The organism is Nonomuraea sp. NPDC001684 (assembly GCF_053596515.1).
In genome coordinates this window covers 1-16,705 of record NZ_JBSFGJ010000064.1, presented here as the reverse complement: position 1 = coordinate 16,705, position 16,705 = coordinate 1, and the positions used below count along the sequence as shown (strand labels likewise).

Sequence of the window (16,705 nt, the reverse complement as noted above, 5' to 3'; positions counted from 1 at the left end):
GGGATAACAGGGCTCAGCGATATGAACGTTCATATTACGCAGCTTCCTCATGGCCGCAAGCAAAGATTGCATAACGGCCCGGGGGAAGCAGGGGCTCAGACCTTCGGCCAGAGCCGCGGGAAAATGCGAAAACCCCAGCTCAGCGTACTGAACTGGGGTTTCGTGCGGTGCGCCGCCAGGGACTCGAACCCCGGACCCGCTGATTAAGAGTCAGCTGCTCTAACCGACTGAGCTAGCGGCGCTTGCAGAGAGGAATATACCGGTGATCCGCATGTTGGTCGAATCGACCTGGGTCGAGCTCCTGCCGCTAGAATAAAGTTCGGCCTGCAGACAGGGAGCATCGATGTTCGACTCGCCCGCCGACGTGACGGCGCGGCTCGCCGCCGTGGACTACCTCTCCGACGACGCCATCTCCACCTCGGTGTTCCTCGCCGCCGCGCTGGGCAAGCCGCTGCTGGTCGAGGGGCCCGCCGGCGTGGGCAAGACGCAGCTCGCCAAGGCCGTGGCCCAGGCGACGGGCTCGGAGCTGGTCCGCCTCCAGTGCTACGAAGGTCTCGACGAGGCCCGCGCCCTGTACGAGTGGAACTACAAGAAGCAGCTGCTCCGCATCCAGGCCACCAGCGCCGACGACGACATCTTCACCGAGGAGTTCCTGCTCGAACGCCCGCTGCTGAAGGCGATCAGGTCGGCCGCCCCCACCGTGCTGCTCATCGACGAGACCGACAAGGCCGACGTCGAGGTCGAGGGCCTGCTGCTGGAGCTGCTGTCGGACTTCCAGGTCACCATCCCCGAGCTGGGCACGATCGCCGCCACCCGTAAGCCGTTCGTGCTGCTGACCTCCAACGCCACCCGCGAGCTGTCCGAGGCGCTCAAGCGGCGCTGCCTCTACCTGCACATCGAGTACCCGACGCCGGAACGGGAGCGCGACATCGTGCTCGCGCAGGTGCCGACCATCCGCGCCGACCTGGCCGAGCAGCTCGCCAGGACGGTCGCCACCATGCGGGCGCTGGAGCTGAAGAAGGCGCCGTCGGTGGCCGAGACCGTCGACTGGGCCAACACGCTGCTGGCCCTCGGCCGCGAGGAGCTGGACGAGGCGACGGTGGCCGGGACGCTGGGCGTGGTGCTCAAGCACGCCTCCGACCAGACGCGGGCGATCAAGGAGCTGGGGCTGCCGGATGCCTGAGCGCGGATCGCTGGTGGACCGGCATGTCGGTTTCGTGCACGCGCTGCGCGAGGCGGGCCTGCCGGTGTCGCTCGCCGAGGGGCTCGACGCGGCCCGCGCGCTGCGGGTGATCGACCTGAGCGAGCGGGAGTCGCTGCGCGCCGCCTACGCGGCCACGCTGGTCAAGATGCCGGCCTACCGTCCCGGCTTCGACGTGCTGTTCGACCTGTGGTTCCCGTCGTCCACGACCGGCATGTACGCCCCCCGCCCCGCCGAGGCCCGCCTGGACCCGCGCACGGCCCCGGTGGACGAGCTGCGCGAGCGCCTGGCGGAGCTGCTCACCGGCAGCACGGACGCCGAGCTGCGGGAGTTCGCCCAGGCCATGGTCGAGCGGTTCGGCCGCCAGCAGACCACCGGTCCGGGCCGCCAGAACTGGTTCTCCTACAGCGTCCTGCGCGCTCTGTCGCCCGAGACGCTGATGGCCCGCATCCTGCAGAACGTGCTGGCCGGGCAGGAACGCGGCGGGCTGGCCGAGAAGACCGTGCGGCAGCGCGTCAACGGCAACATCCGGCGGTTCGAGGAGGCCGTGGCCACCGACGTGCGCCGGCGCATCGCCGAGGACTCGGGGATCGAGCGCATCGCCCGCTCGGCCGTGCGCCCGCCGCTCGACCAGATCGACTTCCTCCGCATCACCAGGGCCGACCTGGCCAGGCTGCGCAAGGAGGTCCATCCGCTGGCCAGGCGGCTGGCCGCACGGCTGACGATCAAGCACAGGAAGGGGCGCAGGGGGCGGCTGGACTTCCGGCGCACCGTACGGGCCTCGCTGCAGAGCGGCGGCGTGCCGCTGACCACGCACTTCAAACCGCCCCGGCCGCACAAGCCCGAGCTGGCCATCCTCTGCGACACCAGCGACTCGGTCTCGTCGTTCGCCCACTTCACGCTGCTGCTGACGTACGCGCTGCGGGAGCAGTTCACGAAGGTGCGGGCGTTCGGGTTCGTGGACCGGGTGGACGAGATCACCCGCTTCTTCGTGCCCGGCGCGGACGTCGTGGAGGCCATGACGCGGCTCGCCGACGAGGCCGACATGTCGCGCTTCGGACGCACGAACTACGGCCACGCCCTGGAGGGCTTCGCCGAGCGCCACTCCGACGCCATCGGCCCGAGAACCTCGCTGCTGATCCTCGGCGACGCCCGCTCCAACTACCAGCCGCCGGCCCTCGACGTGCTCAGGCGCCTGACGTCCGGGGCCCGCCACGCCTACTGGCTCAACCCCGAGCCCAGGCAGCAGTGGGACACCGGCGACTCGGTCGCGAGCGAGTACGGCACCGTGGTCGAGATGCACGAGTGCCGCAACGTCGCCCAGCTCACCGCGTTCATCGAGACGCTGGCCTGACGGCGGTCAGACCTTCTGCAGCTCCCTGGCCGCGGTGCGGGCCAGCAGCTCGACCTGCTCGTCGGTGAACACTACGCCGTCGACCGCCTTGATGCGCCTGGCCACCAGGCGCGGCTTGAGCAGCGTGAGCCCCTCGCCGACCACGACGCCGCCGCGCGGCAGCAGCCCGCAGTGGACGGCCAGCATGGGCGAGATCGTGACCTCGATCCCGGTCTCGCGGGTCAGCAGCTCGGCGAAGGCCTCGGCGGTGTCCACCAGCGGTTTGGCCCATTTGGTGCCGTACTTCTCGCTGAAGAACAGCCTGCCGTTGTAGCAGCCGATCTCGGTGTCGGGGCTCCAGGACTCGTTGTCGATGACCCAGATGCCGGTCGGGCCGATCACGAGGTGGTCGATGGAGGCCTGGTCGCGGATCGCGCGGCCGTCGAGCACCTGGTAGCCGCGCCGGGCGAGCTGCCTGCGCAGCAGCCGGCCGGTGATCAGCTCGCCGCGCCGGGCGCCGCGCCAGACGGCCGTCGCGCGGAAGGAGCGCCAGTCGATGTACCAGTCGACGGCGGCCACGAGACCGGCGGTGACGGCCCCCCAGAACAGCATGTACTCCGAGCCGAACCGCAGCGCCAGCAGGATGCCGCCCACCGCGCCCACGCCCGCCTTGACGTACCGGGACCGGCGCCGGTTGGGCGCGTCCTCACGCCAGAACTTCTCGTACCACCACTGCGGGGATGAGCCTGTGTACTTTTCGTCCTGCTGCACGTAGATAGAGCCACCGGGCACGGCAAACTCCCCGAATGAGTAGAAACCCTCAGGATCTGCCACTCCGAAGATCCCTCGCCGGTCTAAGGCATACCCAAGCACGAACCAAGGTGAGCCTAAGGTGACGCAAATAAAACCTGCAAGACCGTCAACCGACCAGTCGGTATGCTATGGCGGGTGACAAGGGGGACGATGTGAAGGAAGAACCCGTCCGGCAGCGGTTGCTCGCCGAGGCGACCAGGCTGTTCGCGGCCCGTGGATTCGAGGGGACCTCGGTCCAGGAGATCGTCCAGGCGGCCGGCGTCACCAAGGGCGCCATGTACCACTATTTTGACTCAAAAGACGATCTGCTGCACGAGATCTACGCCCGTCTGCTCCGCATGCAGATGGACCGGCTGACGCGCATCGCCGACGGCCCCGGCACGATCCGCGAGCGGCTGCACCGGGCCGCGGCCGACGTCGTGGAGACGACGACCGCCAACCTCGACGACTCCAAGATCTTCTTCAGGTCGATGCACCTGCTCGCGACCGAGAAGCAGAAGACCGTGCGCGCCGAGCGCCGCCGCTACCACGAGCGTTTCCGCGACCTGGTGGCCGAGGGGCAGCGCACGGGCGTCCTCAGCGACCGGGTGCCCGCCGAACTGGTCGTGGACTACTTCTTCGGCTCGGTGCACCACCTGGGCACCTGGTTCCACGCGGACGGGCCGCTGACCGGCGCCCAGGTGGGCAAGCACTTCGCCGACCTACTGCTGAACTCCCTCGGGGCCGGGGACGCCGGCGAGTGAGGCCAGCGCCTCCCGATGGTCGCCGGGCGTGCCGAGCGCGATCTCGGTGGCCTTGGCGCGCTTGAGATACAGATGCACGGGATGCTCCCAGGTCATCCCGATCCCGCCGTGGAGCTGCACCGCCTCCTCGGCGGCGTGCACCGCCACCCCGGCGTTCCACGACTGCGCCACCGCGACCGCGATGTCCCCGGGATCGGCGGCCGCGCCGCGGGCGGCGGCCCTGGCCCTGACCACGTCCAGCCAGAGGTCGGCCAGCCGGTGCTTGATCGCCTGGAACGAGCCGACCGGCCGGGCGAACTGGTGGCGCTCCTTGACGTAGGCGAGCGTCGTGTCCAGGCACCACTCGGCCACGCCGACCTGCTCGGAGGCCAGCAGCCCGGCCCCGAACCTCAGCACGCCGGCCAGGTCGCACTCCCCCACGTCGCGGGCCGGCGCCCCGGACAGGGTGACGGTGGCGACCGGCCTGGTCAGGTCGAGCGAGGGCACGACCTCGACGGTGGCGCCCTCGACCTCGTACAGCCTGCCCTCGAAGGGGACGAGGAGCACGTCGGCCACGTCCGCGCCGGCCACCCCGGTGACGGCGCCGGACAGCCGCCCGCTCGCCAGCCGCAGCGACGACCCGCGCCCCGGCCGGTACGGCGAGGCCGCGAACGACACGACCAGCGCCGCCGTCCTGCGTCCTTCGGCCAGCTCGCCGAGCAGGGCGTCACCGGTGGGCAGCAGCGCCTTGGTGGCCAGCACCGCGCTGGTCAGGAACGGCACCGGCGCCACGGCCCGGCCCAGCTCCTCCAGCACGACGGCCACCTCGCTGGCCGAGGCGCCCGCGCCGCCCAGCTCCTCGGGCACGAGGAGCCCGGCGACGCCGATCTCGCCCGCCAGCGTCTTCCACAGGTCCAGGTCGTAGGGCTGCGACTCGACGCGCCCGAGCACCGCGGCGGGCGGGCAGCGGTCGGCGAGCAGGCCGCGCACGGCCGCCCGCAGCTCCTCCTCGACCTCGGAGTAGAGCAGAGTCATCGCGGCAGGTCCTTCCAGGGCACGTCCTTGTCGACGCGGGGCTCGGAGGGCAGGCCGAGCACCCGTTCGGAGATGATGTTGCGCAGGATCTCGGACGTGCCGCCCTCGATCGAGTTGCCCTTGGCCCGCAGGTAGCGGTAGCCGGGGCCGCGGCCGTAGAAGTCGACGTCCTCCGAGCGGCGGAACGTCCAGTCGTCGTAGCCCAGGTCGCGGCGGAGCTCGACGTCGAAGCCGGACAGCGCCTGGTTGAGCTTGGCGAACGACAACTTCATGCCCGAGCCCTCGGGACCGGGCTGGCCGGCGGCGAGCTGCTCGCGCAGCCGGGCCCCGGACAGGCGGGTGACCTCGGCCTCCACCCACAGCGCCAGCAGCCGCTGGTGCAGGTCGTGGGTGCGCAGCTCGGGGTGCGCGCGCCAGGCTTCCAGCACCGCGCCGACCATGCCGCCGCCGCGCCGGACGGGCGCGCCGCCGATCGCGACGCGCTCGTTCATCAGCGTGGTCTGCGCGACCCGCCAGCCGTCGCCGACCTCGCCCAGCCGCAGGTCGTCGGAGAGCCGCACGCCGGTCAGGAACACCTCGTTGAACTCGGCCTCGCCGGTGATCTGCCGCAGCGGCCGCACCTCGACGCCGGGGGCGTGCATGTCGCAGACGAAGTACGTCATGCCGCGGTGCTTGGGCACGTCCGGGTCGGTGCGGGTGACCAGGATGGCCCAGCGGGAGTGGTGGGCGCCCGACGTCCAGACCTTCTGGCCGTCGATCACCCACTCGTCGCCGTCCCGGACCGCGCGGGTGGCGAGCGTGGCCAGGTCGGAGCCGGCGCCGGGCTCGCTGAAGAGCTGGCACCAGATCTCCTCGCCGGTCCACAGCGGGCGCAGGAAGCGCCGTCTCTGCTCCGGCGTGCCGAACGCCAGGATCGTCGGCGCGGCCATGCCGAGGCCGATGCCCTGGACGCCGCTGTTGATCTGCGGCGTGCCGGCCAGCTCGTGCTCGACCACCTGCTGCAGCTCCCTGGCCGCGCCGAGGCCGCCGAGCCCTTCGGGGAACCAGACCCAGGCCAGCCCGGCGTCGAACCTGGCCCGCAGGAACTCCAGCCGGTCCCCCTCGGGGTCGTGCTCGCCCAGGAACGCGCGCACGCGCTCCTTGATCTGCGCTTCGTTCACATGAACCTCTTCAGCTCGCGATAGGCCAGGGACCGCTTGTGCACCTCGTCGGGACCGTCGGCCAGGCGCAGGGACCGGGCGCCCGCCCAGAGCGCGGCCAGCGGGAAGTCCTGGGAGACGCCGCCCGCGCCGTGCACCTGGATGGCCTTGTCCAGGATCCATTCGACGGTGATCGGGGTGGAGATCTTGATGGCCTGGATCTCGGTGTGGGCGCCCTGGTTGCCCACGGTGTCCATGAGCCAGGCGGTCTTGAGCACGAGCAGGCGCAACTGCTCGATCCTGATGCGGGACTCGGCGATCCAGTCCTGGACCACGCCCTGCTGGGCGACCGGCTTGCCGAACGCCGTTCTGGCCAGGGCCCGCTCGCACATCAGCTCGACCGCGCGCTCGGCCATGCCGATCAGGCGCATGCAGTGGTGGATGCGGCCGGGGCCGAGCCTGGCCTGCGCGATGGCGAAGCCGCCGCCCTCCTCGCCGATCAGGTTCTCGGCCGGTACGCGCACGTCCTCGAAGATCACCTCGGCGTGGCCGCCGTGGTCGGCGTCGGTGTAGCCGAAGACGTGCATGCCGCGCTTGACGTGCAGCCCCGGGGTGTCGCGCGGCACCAGGACCATGCTCTGCTGCCGGTGCTTGGGCGCGTCGGGGTTCGTCTTGCCCATGACGACGAAGATCTTGCAGTTGGGGTTCATCGCGCCGGAGATGAACCACTTGCGGCCGTTGATGACGTACTCGCCGCCGTCGCGGACGATCGAGGTGGCGATGTTGGTGGCGTCGGAGGAGGCGACGTCGGGCTCGGTCATCGCGAAGGCCGACCGGATCTCGCCGTCGAGCAGCGGGCGCAGCCACTCCTCGCGCTGCCACTGGCTGCCGAACATCGACAACACTTCCATGTTGCCGGTGTCGGGGGCGGCGCAGTTGGTGGCGGTGGGGGCGATGCTGGGGCTGCGGCCCATGATCTCGGCCAGCGGGGCGTACTGGAGGTTCGTCAGGCCGGCGCCGTGCGCGCCCGGCAGGAACAGGTTCCACAGGCCGCGCTTCCTCGCCTCGTCCTTGAGGTCGTCGAGCAGCGGTGGCGGGCTCCAGCCGGCGGCCGCGGCCTGCTCCTCGAAGGCGGGCTCGGCCGGATAGACGCATTCGTCCATGAAGCGGAGCAGGCGCTCGCGCAGGTCCTCGGTGACGGTGTCGAAGGCGAAGTCCATGCCGGTGAGCCTACCGACCGGCCGGTATGGATGTCGACAGGTGGTTCCCCGTAAAAAGGGCCAGGTGGCCGTCAACCTGCGACGGGAGCGCCGCCTATCGTGGCGGCATGACCGCCAAGCTGCCCGCGCCCGTGGTGCTGGAGAACGACGTCGTGCGCCTCGAACCGCTCACCCTGGACCACGTCCCCGACCTGTTCGCCGCCGGCGGCGGGGACGACGAGCTGTGGCGCTGGCTACCGATCGCCACCCCGCGCACCGAGGACGATCTGGCCAGGGCGGCCCGCGAGCTCATCGGCGACGACCGGCACGTGCCGTTCACGGTGATCCCCAAGGAGACCGGACGGCCGGGCGGCTGGACCACCTACATCGACGTGCCCGGCTTCGACGACAGCGTCGAGATCGGCTGGACCTGGTACGGCCGCGCCCACTGGCGCACCGCGGTGAACACCAACTGCAAGCTGCTGCTGCTCGACCACGCCTTCGGCCTCGGATACAACCGGGTCCTGCTCAAGACCGACGTGCTGAACCTGCGCTCCCAGGCCGCCATCCGCCGCATCGGCGGCGTGCACGAGGGAACCCTGCGCCGCCACCGCAGAAGGCCCGACGGCACCTGGCGCGACACGGTCTATTTCGGCATCCTCGAAGAGGAATGGCCGGAGCACCGGGCTCGACTGAACCGCTGAACGGAAGGCGGCATCTAATCCCGCATGACTGATCGGCTGGGAGGCTACTGGCTCGGCGCCCGGCTCGACGGCGGCGGGCGGACCACCGTCCGCGAGGCCTACGACGAGTCGGGCGGTCGCCATGCCCTCCACCTGCCCGGACCGGGCGCGTACGCGACGGTCCCGCAGGTGCGCTCGGTGCACGCGGCGCGGCTGGTCGAGGCGTGCCCGCAGGGCGATCCGCCGTACCTGGTCAGCGAGTACATCGAGGGGCCGACGCTGCGCCAGGTCGTCGAGCGGCACGGCCCCTTCGCCGGTGACGACCTCTACCGCCTGGCCGCCGCCACGGCCACCGCGCTGGCCGCGGTGCACGAGGCGGGGGCGGTGCACGGGTCGCTCACGCCCGACAAGATCATCTTGGGCGCCGAGGGGCCGCGCCTGGTCGGGCTGGGGCTGGCCGACGCCGAGGCCGGCCCGGCGGACGACGTGCGGGCGTGGGGGCGCGTCCTGCTGTTCGCCGCGTACGGGCTCACCGAGCGATTAGGCAACGGGGAGCGCCTCGACCGGCTGTTACGCGGCCTGGTCGCCGCCGCGCTCCACGACGACCCCGAGCGGCGCCCGGACGCCCGCCACCTGCTCATGTCCCTGCTCGACGCCCCGCAGTCCCAGCTCGGCCGCCTGCTGCCGCCGGAGCCCATCGACGACCCGCCGCTCGGCGTCCGCGCCGAGGCCCTCTACCTCCAGCTCTGCCGGGCGGACCAGGATCTGGTGCCCGAGGTCTTCCTGCGCCTGGTCGGGCTCGACGAGTCCGGCGGCGACACCGTGGCCCCCGCCCTCCGCGACGACCTGGTCGCCGGACGCGCCCCCGACGAGGTGGCCGCGATCGACCGGGTGCTGGAGGCGTACGGGAAGGCCGGAATCCTGACGATCGGCGACCGGGGATCCCTCGCGATCACCTACACGGCGCTGCTGCGGGCCTGGCCGCGCCTGCACGAATGGCTGGACGGCGAGCGGGAGGGCCTGGCCGTGCACCGGGAGCTGGCCAGGGCGGCCCGCGCCTGGGAGGCGGGCGGGCGCCGCGAGTCCGACCTCTACCAGGGCGAACCCCTCGACCGGGCGATGGCGTGGGCGGCCGGCGGGCGGCGGCGGGTCACCTTGAGCCCCGGCGAGCAGACCTTCCTGGACGAGGGGCTCGCGCGGGCCCGCGGCGGCGCGCGCAGGCGCCGGAGGCTCGTGGTCGGGCTGCTGTCAGGCCTGTTGTCGGTCGCGCTGCTGGCGGCGCTGCTCGCGGTGTGGCAGCGCGGGGCCGCCGACGGGCGGCTGGAGCAGGCGATGGCCAAGGTCGCCGCGTCGCGGGCCGAGGCGCTGCGGGTGGCCGATCCGGTGACCGCGCGCCGGCTGAGCCTGGCGGCCTGGCGGCTGGCCCAGGTGCCGCAGGCGCGGCGGGCGCTGACGGCGGCGGCCGCCGACCCGGCCGTGGACGTCTTCACCGACCCGCAGGCCGGGCCGCGCTCGCTGTACGCGATCAGCGACGACGGCTCCCGGCTGGCCGCGCTGACCGACGACACGGTACGCGTCTACGACGTCCCCGGGCACCGGCGGCTGGCCGAGACGGCCGGTCCCGAGCAGAGCGTGCGGGCGATGGCCTGGTCCCCCGACGGGCGCACGCTGGCCTTCGTCGGCGTGGACCGGTCGTACCTGTGGGACACCGCGTCGGGGCAGGGCGTGGGGCCGCCGTTCGGAAGGGGGCTGGGGGCGCCGGGCGAGCAGTCGGCGTGGTTCAGCCCGGGCGGCGGGCTGCTGTTCGCGGCGGCCCGGCAGTCGGGCGAGCGGTGGGCGTGGGACCTGCGGGCCCGCCGGGCGGCCTTCGTCGGCGAGTACGCGGTGGCCGGTCCCGGTGACCGGGTGGCGCTGACGTTCGAGGGACGGCGCTCGGCGATCAGGCGCGGCGGCCGCGTCACGCCCGCGCCGTGGCTGGACCGGATGCCGTGGGAGTACACGACGTTCGCGCCGGACGGCGAGCGGGTGGCCATCGCCGAGGAGACCGGCATCCAGATCTACGACCTGGACGGCGTGCCCGTGCTCGGCACCCGGCTGCGCCCCTCCCCCGGCCACCTGCGCTTCAGCCCGGACGGGCGGCTGCTGGCCGGGACGGACAACGACCGGGTGCGGGTGTGGCGCGTGCCCGACCGCGTGCTGCTGGCCGAACGCCAGGTGCCGGTGGGCGGCGCGGACCGGCCGCCGCGGGCGGTGCTGGCGGACGACGGGCGTACGGCCCGCGTGCTGGCCGCCGGCGGGACGGTGCTCACGCTGGACCTGGCCCGCTCGCCCGCGGCCGGTGATCCGGCGTCGGCGGTGTGCGCCCGCTACGGGGGCCTGTCGGCCGCCGACTGGGCCCGGCACCTGCCCGAGGTGCCCTACCGGGCGACCTGCCCCGGCTGATCGCGGCTGATCACGGCGTTACGCGAACTTTTCTCGAATTCGTGGCGTGGATCTTGAACCAACCCCCTTGCCGGGCACGTAACCGTAGTCATACGGTCACCGTGAGCTGTTGGTCGAAGAGAAGGAGAGTTCCCCCCGTATGGGCAGGCATGAGGCACCCCCCAAGGACGAGTCGCCGGAGGCCGGGTCCGGCGCGGCCGACGGCCACCGGGAGCCTCGCGGCAAACACGCGAGGGACGGCGAGGACGCGGGCGGCGAGGAGTAGGCCGCCCGAGGCCACGCACGGCCGACACGGGCGCCGGCGGTCCTATCCGCCGGCGCCCTCGTCACGCAGCATGCCGGTCAACAAGTCGCGCAGCGCGAGGGTGAGCTCCTCCACGGTGGGCACGGAGCCCGCGCCCGCGATCGCGTCGAACATCAGTCCCTCCGCGAAGGCCACGAGCTGGCGGGCGTGGCGCACCGGGTCCTTCGACCCCAGGGCGGCCAGCATGGCGGGCGCCGGGTCGCGGAAGCCGCGGCCCGCCCGGTTGTAGATCTCGCGCAGCTCGGGACGCCTGGTGGCCTCCAGGGCCAGCTCATAGCGGGCCAGGGTGCGCCTGCGGTCGTCGAGCTGCACGCGCACCGCCTCGGCCAGCCGGGCGGGCAGGTCGTCGAGGCTGAGCGGCACCGGCTCGTAGGCGATCGCCATGGCCTTCATCTCCAGCTCGGTGAGCCGGGACAGGGTCAGCTCCAGCAGGGCGGCCCGGGTGCGGGCCAGGTTGGACGTGGACCCGGGCGGCAGCCCGGCCGCCTCGTCCACGGCGCGGTGGGTGAGGCCGCGCATGCCCCGCTCGGCCAGCAGGGTGATGGCCGTGTCGGCGACGGCGTCAGCTCGTTTCACGGACCGAATACTACAGGGGTAGTGCGAGCGGACTACAGGCGTAGTACGCTGACACTACAGACGTAGTAACCAAGGAGGCGTCATGCCCAAGGCTGTGGTGATCGGTGGCGGCATCGGAGGGCTGGCCTGCGGCGTGGCCCTGCGCCGCAAGGGGTGGGAGGTGAGCGTCCTGGAGCGGGCGGCCGCCGTCGAGCCCGTCGGGTCGGGGCTGGCGGTCGCCGCCAACGCGCTCAAGGCGCTCGACACACTGGGGTTGGGCGACCGGGTGCGCGAGCTGTCCACGGTGGAGGGGCCGCTCGGGGTGCGGCGGGCGGACGGCCGCTGGCTGACGCGTACCACCACCGATCACGCCGACGCCCGGTACGGGGACTCGGTGGTCGTCATGCTGCGGGCGACCCTCATGGACGTGCTCGCCGACGCCCTGGAACCGGGCGTCCTGCGGCTGGGCGTCACCGTGACGGGCGTGGAGGCCGAGCGCGGGATCGTCCGCACGGACGCGGGCGAGATCGAGGCCGACCTGGTCGTGGGCGCCGACGGCATCCGCTCGGCGACCCGGCGGGCGCTCTTCCCCGGCCATCCGGGGCCGGTGTACTCGGGGGTGACGGCGTGGCGGGCGCTCGTCCCGCGGAACGGGCTGGAGATCCCCCGGTCGGAGAGCTGGGGCAGGGGGCTGGTGTTCGGCGTCCATCAGCTCACCGACGACCTGGTCTACCTGTACGCCACCGACCTGTCACCCGCCGGCGCGGCCCACGGGGACGAGCGGGAGGAGCTGCTGCGCAGGTTCGGCGGCTGGCACGAGCCGATCCCGGCGCTGCTGCGGGCCGCCGACCCGGCCCGGATCATCCGCAACGACGTCCACTACCTGAAGACGCCGCTGCCCGCCCTGCACCGGGGCAAGGTGGCGCTGGTGGGCGACGCGGCCCATCCGATGACCCCGAACCTGGGCCAGGGCGCCTGCCAGGCGCTGGAGGACGCCGTGGTGCTCGCGCACGTGGCGGAGGGCGACCTGGCCGCCTACACCGCCGCGCGGCTGGCGCGCACGTCGGGGGTCGTGCGGCAGTCGATGACGATCTGCCGGGTCACCAAGCTGCGCAATCCGCTCGCGGTACGGCTGCGCGACCTCGCGGTGACCGTGGCGGGCCGGCTCAGCCCGGAGCTGATGCTGCGTTCGATGGACGACGTGCTGGCCTGGCGTCCGCCGGTGGAGGCGGTCACTGACCGGACGCGGGCCGCCGACCGGTGACCGCGCCCTCGGAGGAGGCTTCGGACGCCGTCTTGGACGCCGTAGTGGACGCAGCCTCGGCGGCCACGGTCGCCGAGGTGAGCACCGGGGGCACGGGAGCGGGGGCCGGGGCCGGCTTGGAGTGGTCGGGGGTGAGGCGGCCGAGGGTGATCGTGCCGCCGATGGTCAGCGCCCCGGCCAGCAGGGCGGGGATGGCCGTGGACGGGCTGGCAGGCAGCGGTTCGCCGAGCAGGATCGCCCCCGCCAGCACCGACGTGATCGGGTCGATGACCTGGACGCCGGCGTAGGCGATGCCGAAGTAGCCGACCGCGTACGAGCGCTGGAGCAGCACCACCGCGCAGACCAGCAGCACCGGCACGGCCAGCGTGAACCAGTGGATCAGCCGCCCCCAGTCGCCCTCCAGCCCGCCGCCGACCACCCGGACGAACGTCGAGACGCTCGCCGTCACCACGCCGGCGCCCACCGAGAGCAGCAGCGCCCGCGCGGGCCCGTGGAACCGCCGCGCGAGCACCTGTGAGACCAGCGCGATCGCCGCGATGACGCCCAGGAAGGCGAGCGCGGCGCCGCTGCTCAGCCGGGGCGTGACGTTGTGCTGCGGCACCAGCAGCATGAGCCAGAGCAGGCCCACGGCCACGGCGATCGAGCCGAGGATCTCCGCCCGGTACGGTCTGCGCCCGTACATGAAGGCGGCCAGCGGCACCGCGAACACCAGGGTGGCCACGCTGATCGGCTGCACGGCCACCAGCGGCGCGAAGCTGAGCGCCACGGCGTGCAGGCACGCCCCGGTGAAGCCGATGACGCCGCCGATCCACCAGCGGGGGCGCCGGACCAGCTTGAGCGAGGCGCCCGCGGCCACGGCCTCGTACTGTTGGAGGGCGGCGCCGAGCGCGTATCCCAGCGCTCCGGCCAGCGCGATGAGCAGCCCGATCCAGGTCATCGGCGCCCACGCAGGGGCAGGGGTCCGTGCAGGAGCATTGCTCCAGCTTAAGAGCCGAGCGGAGCACTACCATCATTCTTTAGGCTGATAATTCGCCCAATTGGGGCCGCCACCTGCACGAACTTGTGGCTGATCCTTGAGCCCCCGCAGGGGCGTCGCGGCCCCTACGATTGCTCGGGAACCACGCAGAACAGGTGGCCCTCCGGGTCCTGCAGCACGATCCAGCGCGTGCCCTCCTCGGTGACGCCCGGCTGGAACTCCGGCTTGACCGCCCCGAGCGCGGTGTACTCCTCGACCGCCTTGTCCAGGTCGGGCACGCGGAAGTCGAGATGGAACTTCTTGTCGGCGCTGGGCCACTCGCCCGGCTTGTAACCGGGGACGCGGCCGAAGTAGATGTTCGTGGAGCCGTCGCCGATCGCCGCGTACTCCTCCTCCGAGTACTGGATCTCGAAGCCGGTCACCTCGTGGTAGAAGGCGGCCAGCTTCCGGGGGTCGTCGCAGTCGATGGTGAAGGCGATGAGCTTGGCTTTCGTCGTCATGCGTCCATGCTCGCAGGCGTACCTGTCATCTTCTGTCAGGTACGCCCGGCATGTTCAGCCGCGGCGCGTGGCGGCGGTCACCCGCTTGAGGATCCGGTCCCATTCCGTGCCGAACGGGTTGTCCTGCACCAGGTACGTCCAGGTGGCCGACGGGCGCTTGAGGTCGGGCTCGGGGGCCTCGAACGACTCCAGCGAGCGGCGTTCGACCTCGGCCTGCAGCGCCTTGTACTCGGCCACGGCCTCCCGCTGGAACTCGTCGACCGGGCTCATCCGGCCCAGCGCGCGCAGGTGGATGCCCTCGCGCAGGTCGTTGAGGAAGGCCAGGTGCTCGGTCCAGCAGGTGTCGATGGCGTGCAGGACGATCTGGCGGGCCGTCTCGTCCCTGGTGTCCTCGGGCAGCTCGGCCCAGCGCTCGGGGTCGGCCTCGGCCAGCGCCTTGGCGGCGGCGTCGCCGTGGAGGACCTTGTCGCGCCATTCGAGGATCAGCTCACGCTGGTGTTCGAGCAGGCGGGTGTAGCGCCAGGTGTTGCGGTGGATCTCCAGGTTGACGCCCTCGGCCACCCGCTGGGCGTGGCCCACGATGTACGCCCCGCGCCGGTGGCGCACCAGGCCGTCGGGGTCGGCGGCGGGCGGCCGCTCATCGGGGACGAACTGGGTGATCAGGTCGTCGGTCATGCTGACGAAGAAGACCGAGCCGCCCGGGTCGCCCTGGCGGCCGGCCCGGCCGCGGAGCTGGTCGTCGAGGCGGCTGCTGGCGTGGCGGCCGGAGCCGATGACGTAGAGGCCGCCGAGCTCGGCCACGCCCTCGCCGAGCCGGATGTCGGTGCCGCGACCGGCCATCTGGGTGGAGACGGTGATCGCGCCGCGCTCGCCCGCCCTGGAGATGATCGTGGCCTCTTCGGCGTCGTTCTTGGCGTTGAGGACGACCGGTTCCATGCCGCGGCGCTGCAGGAGCTTGGCGAGGTTCTCCGACTCGGCCACGTCGAGGGTGCCGATGAGGATCGGCCGGCCCGTCGCGTGCACCTCCTGGATCTCCTCGACCAGCGCGGCGTCCTTGTCGGGGACGGTCGGGTAGATGCGGTCGGGCTCGTCCTGCCGCACGCACGGCCGGTTGGACGGGATGACCGCGACCTTGAGGCCGTAGAACTCGCCGAGCTGCTCGTTGACCGCGACGGCGGTGCCCGTCATGCCGCAGATCTGCGGGTAGCGGCGGATCAGCCCCTGAACGGTGATCGAGTCGAGGATCTCGCCCTTCTCGCTCGGCGGCAGCGCCTCCTTGGCCTCCACGGCCGCCTGGAGGCCGTCGGGCCAGCGCTGCAGCAGCGCGACCCGGCCGCGCGAGGGGTTGATCAGCTGCACCCTGCCGTCGCGCACGATGTAGTCGACGTCGCGGGCGAGCAGCGCGTGGGCGTGCAGGGCGAGGTTGAGCTCGATGAGGGTGCCGGGCTCGTGCTCGTCGTAGAGCTCGACGCCGAGGATGTTCTCGACGCTGTCGGCGCCCTTGGGGGTGAGGTAGACGTTGCGCGCCTGCTCGTCGATCTCGTAGTGGTAGCCGCGGACGAGCGTGCGCACCAGCGCCGCCATCTCCGGCACCGCGCTGCCGGGGTCGGCCGCGCCGGCCATCACCAGCGGCACCCTGGCCTCGTCGACCAGCACGGAGTCGGCCTCGTCGATCAGCGCCACCTCGGGCGCGGGCACGATGATCTCGGCCGGGTCGGTGCGCAGCCGGTCGCGCAGCACGTCGAAGCCGATCTCGCTGACCGGCCCGTACGTGACGTCCTTGGCGTAGGCGGCGCGGCGCTCCTCCGGGGTGGAGTTCTGGTCGATCCAGCCCACGCTGACGCCGAGCGCCTCGTAGAGCGGGCCCATCCACTCGGCGTCGCGCCTGGCCAGGTAGTCGTTGACGGACATCACGTGGACGCGCTTGCCCTGCAACGCGTAACCGGCGGCGGCCATGGCGCCCGACAGGGTCTTGCCCTCGCCGGTCGCCATCTCGGCCACCTTGCCGTCGAGCAGGGCGAGCGTGCCCAGCAACTGCACGTCGTACGGCCGCAGCCCGAGGGTGCGGTCGGCGGCCTCGCGCACGACGGCGCAGAACTCGGCCAGATCGTCCATGGCCGGCGTCGGCAGCTCGTCGAGCTTCCCGACGCGGCCGGCGCGCTCTTCGGCCGCCTTGACGATCTTCAGATAGGGGCTCAGGTTCACGCCGCCTGGACGATCCAGGAGGTTTCTGAATATTCCCTTTATCGAGGCCACAGTTCCTCCAACGCACGTTTCGCCGGCGCCGTTCCGTTATGCCGAAATGAGAGAACGGAGCGACGATACGGCAAGCGTCGCCGTACCGGACCTTAACTCATCACGGGCTCTGGACCTCACATCTCCGTTTCCGCTTTCAGCGCGAGAACGGCGACCGCGGCGAGCAGGAGCGCGCACCCGCCCCAGGCGAGCGGGGTCAGCCGCTCGCCGAACAGCAGGACGCCGATCAGCGCCGCCCCGGCCACCACGGTCTCGATCATCTCGCTGGGCGAGGCGGCCGGGG

Annotated in this window: 15 protein-coding genes and 1 tRNA gene; 7 read left to right on the top strand and 9 right to left on the bottom strand. The window is 72.2% G+C overall.

The features are described 5' to 3' along the window. Window positions 1–168: 168 nt before the first annotated feature. Window positions 169–242 (bottom strand) — tRNA-Lys (locus tag ACWCSD_RS15255). Window positions 243–343: 101 nt separating this feature from the next. On the opposite strand from ACWCSD_RS15255, the gene ACWCSD_RS15250 reads away from it, so the two are divergent. Next, window positions 344–1,183, top strand: a complete 840-nt coding sequence (locus tag ACWCSD_RS15250; protein ID WP_397166091.1) for an AAA family ATPase — start codon at window positions 344–346, stop codon at window positions 1,181–1,183. Next, the gene (locus tag ACWCSD_RS15245; protein WP_449915396.1) at window positions 1,176–2,555 is read left to right on the top strand and encodes a vWA domain-containing protein; all 1,380 of its coding nucleotides are present in this window, start codon (window positions 1,176–1,178) and stop codon (window positions 2,553–2,555) included. Before ACWCSD_RS15250 ends, ACWCSD_RS15245 begins: the two co-directional genes overlap by 8 nt. A 6-nt stretch (window positions 2,556–2,561) precedes the next feature. Here the strand turns inward: ACWCSD_RS15245 and ACWCSD_RS15240 are convergent, their stop codons facing one another. Further along, the gene (locus ACWCSD_RS15240; RefSeq protein WP_358288252.1) at window positions 2,562–3,326 is read right to left on the bottom strand and encodes a nuclease-related domain-containing protein; all 765 of its coding nucleotides are present in this window, start codon (window positions 3,324–3,326) and stop codon (window positions 2,562–2,564) included. 149 nt (window positions 3,327–3,475) lie between these two features. Here ACWCSD_RS15240 and ACWCSD_RS15235 point away from each other — a divergent pair, with 149 nt between their 5' ends. After that, entirely contained in the window at window positions 3,476–4,090 is a 615-nt protein-coding gene (locus ACWCSD_RS15235; RefSeq protein ID WP_387655549.1) for a TetR/AcrR family transcriptional regulator, read from the top strand. On the opposite strand, the gene ACWCSD_RS15230 is transcribed toward ACWCSD_RS15235, so the two are convergent. The 3 genes from ACWCSD_RS15230 to ACWCSD_RS15220 are packed head-to-tail and all read right to left on the bottom strand — an operon-like array spanning window position 4,049 to window position 7,463. Then, window positions 4,049–5,104 carry an acyl-CoA dehydrogenase family protein gene (locus ACWCSD_RS15230; RefSeq protein WP_449915391.1) on the bottom strand — a complete coding sequence of 352 codons (1,056 nt, stop codon included), beginning with the start codon at window positions 5,102–5,104 and terminating at the stop codon, window positions 4,049–4,051. The genes ACWCSD_RS15235 and ACWCSD_RS15230 overlap by 42 nt on opposite strands. Continuing rightward, window positions 5,101–6,264, bottom strand: a complete 1,164-nt coding sequence (locus ACWCSD_RS15225; RefSeq protein ID WP_358288263.1) for an acyl-CoA dehydrogenase family protein — start codon at window positions 6,262–6,264, stop codon at window positions 5,101–5,103. Before ACWCSD_RS15225 ends, ACWCSD_RS15230 begins: the two co-directional genes overlap by 4 nt. Further along, window positions 6,261–7,463, bottom strand: coding sequence for an acyl-CoA dehydrogenase family protein (locus tag ACWCSD_RS15220; RefSeq protein ID WP_352352052.1), 1,203 nt, complete (start codon window positions 7,461–7,463; stop codon window positions 6,261–6,263). The genes ACWCSD_RS15225 and ACWCSD_RS15220 overlap by 4 nt, the downstream gene beginning before the upstream one ends. A 107-nt stretch (window positions 7,464–7,570) precedes the next feature. Between ACWCSD_RS15220 and ACWCSD_RS15215 the strand changes: the two genes are divergently transcribed. The 3 genes from ACWCSD_RS15215 (at window position 7,571) to ACWCSD_RS15205 (ending at window position 10,832) form a co-directional block, all read left to right on the top strand. Continuing rightward, window positions 7,571–8,146, top strand: a complete 576-nt coding sequence (locus ACWCSD_RS15215; protein WP_387670848.1) for a GNAT family N-acetyltransferase — start codon at window positions 7,571–7,573, stop codon at window positions 8,144–8,146. A 24-nt stretch (window positions 8,147–8,170) separates the two neighbouring features. After that, a complete protein-coding gene (locus ACWCSD_RS15210; protein ID WP_397166098.1) occupies window positions 8,171–10,567 on the top strand; it encodes an nSTAND1 domain-containing NTPase in 2,397 nt (798 codons plus the stop codon). 139 nt (window positions 10,568–10,706) lie between these two features. Continuing rightward, window positions 10,707–10,832: a hypothetical protein gene (locus ACWCSD_RS15205; RefSeq protein ID WP_358288272.1), complete on the top strand. Its 126-nt coding sequence runs from the start codon at window positions 10,707–10,709 to the stop codon at window positions 10,830–10,832. A 42-nt stretch (window positions 10,833–10,874) separates the two neighbouring features. Here the strand turns inward: ACWCSD_RS15205 and ACWCSD_RS15200 are convergent, their stop codons facing one another. Next, entirely contained in the window at window positions 10,875–11,447 is a 573-nt protein-coding gene (locus ACWCSD_RS15200) for a TetR/AcrR family transcriptional regulator (protein ID WP_397166101.1), read from the bottom strand. An 82-nt stretch (window positions 11,448–11,529) separates the two neighbouring features. On the opposite strand from ACWCSD_RS15200, the gene ACWCSD_RS15195 reads away from it, so the two are divergent. Next, complete coding sequence (locus ACWCSD_RS15195; RefSeq protein WP_449915385.1) at window positions 11,530–12,690, top strand: FAD-dependent monooxygenase; 1,161 nt, start codon at window positions 11,530–11,532, stop codon at window positions 12,688–12,690. On the opposite strand, the gene ACWCSD_RS15190 is transcribed toward ACWCSD_RS15195, so the two are convergent. From ACWCSD_RS15190 to secA2, 3 genes are all read right to left on the bottom strand, one after another. Further along, window positions 12,659–13,627 carry a DMT family transporter gene (locus tag ACWCSD_RS15190; RefSeq protein WP_397166105.1) on the bottom strand — a complete coding sequence of 323 codons (969 nt, stop codon included), beginning with the start codon at window positions 13,625–13,627 and terminating at the stop codon, window positions 12,659–12,661. The genes ACWCSD_RS15195 and ACWCSD_RS15190 overlap by 32 nt on opposite strands. A gap of 164 nt (window positions 13,628–13,791) precedes the next feature. Continuing rightward, entirely contained in the window at window positions 13,792–14,166 is a 375-nt protein-coding gene (locus tag ACWCSD_RS15185) for a VOC family protein (protein ID WP_352319548.1), read from the bottom strand. A 54-nt stretch (window positions 14,167–14,220) separates the two neighbouring features. Continuing rightward, window positions 14,221–16,371 (bottom strand): accessory Sec system translocase SecA2, encoded by a 2,151-nt coding sequence (gene secA2 / locus ACWCSD_RS15180; protein ID WP_449915381.1) that lies wholly within the window; start codon window positions 16,369–16,371, stop codon window positions 14,221–14,223. Window positions 16,372–16,705 lie beyond the last annotated feature (334 nt).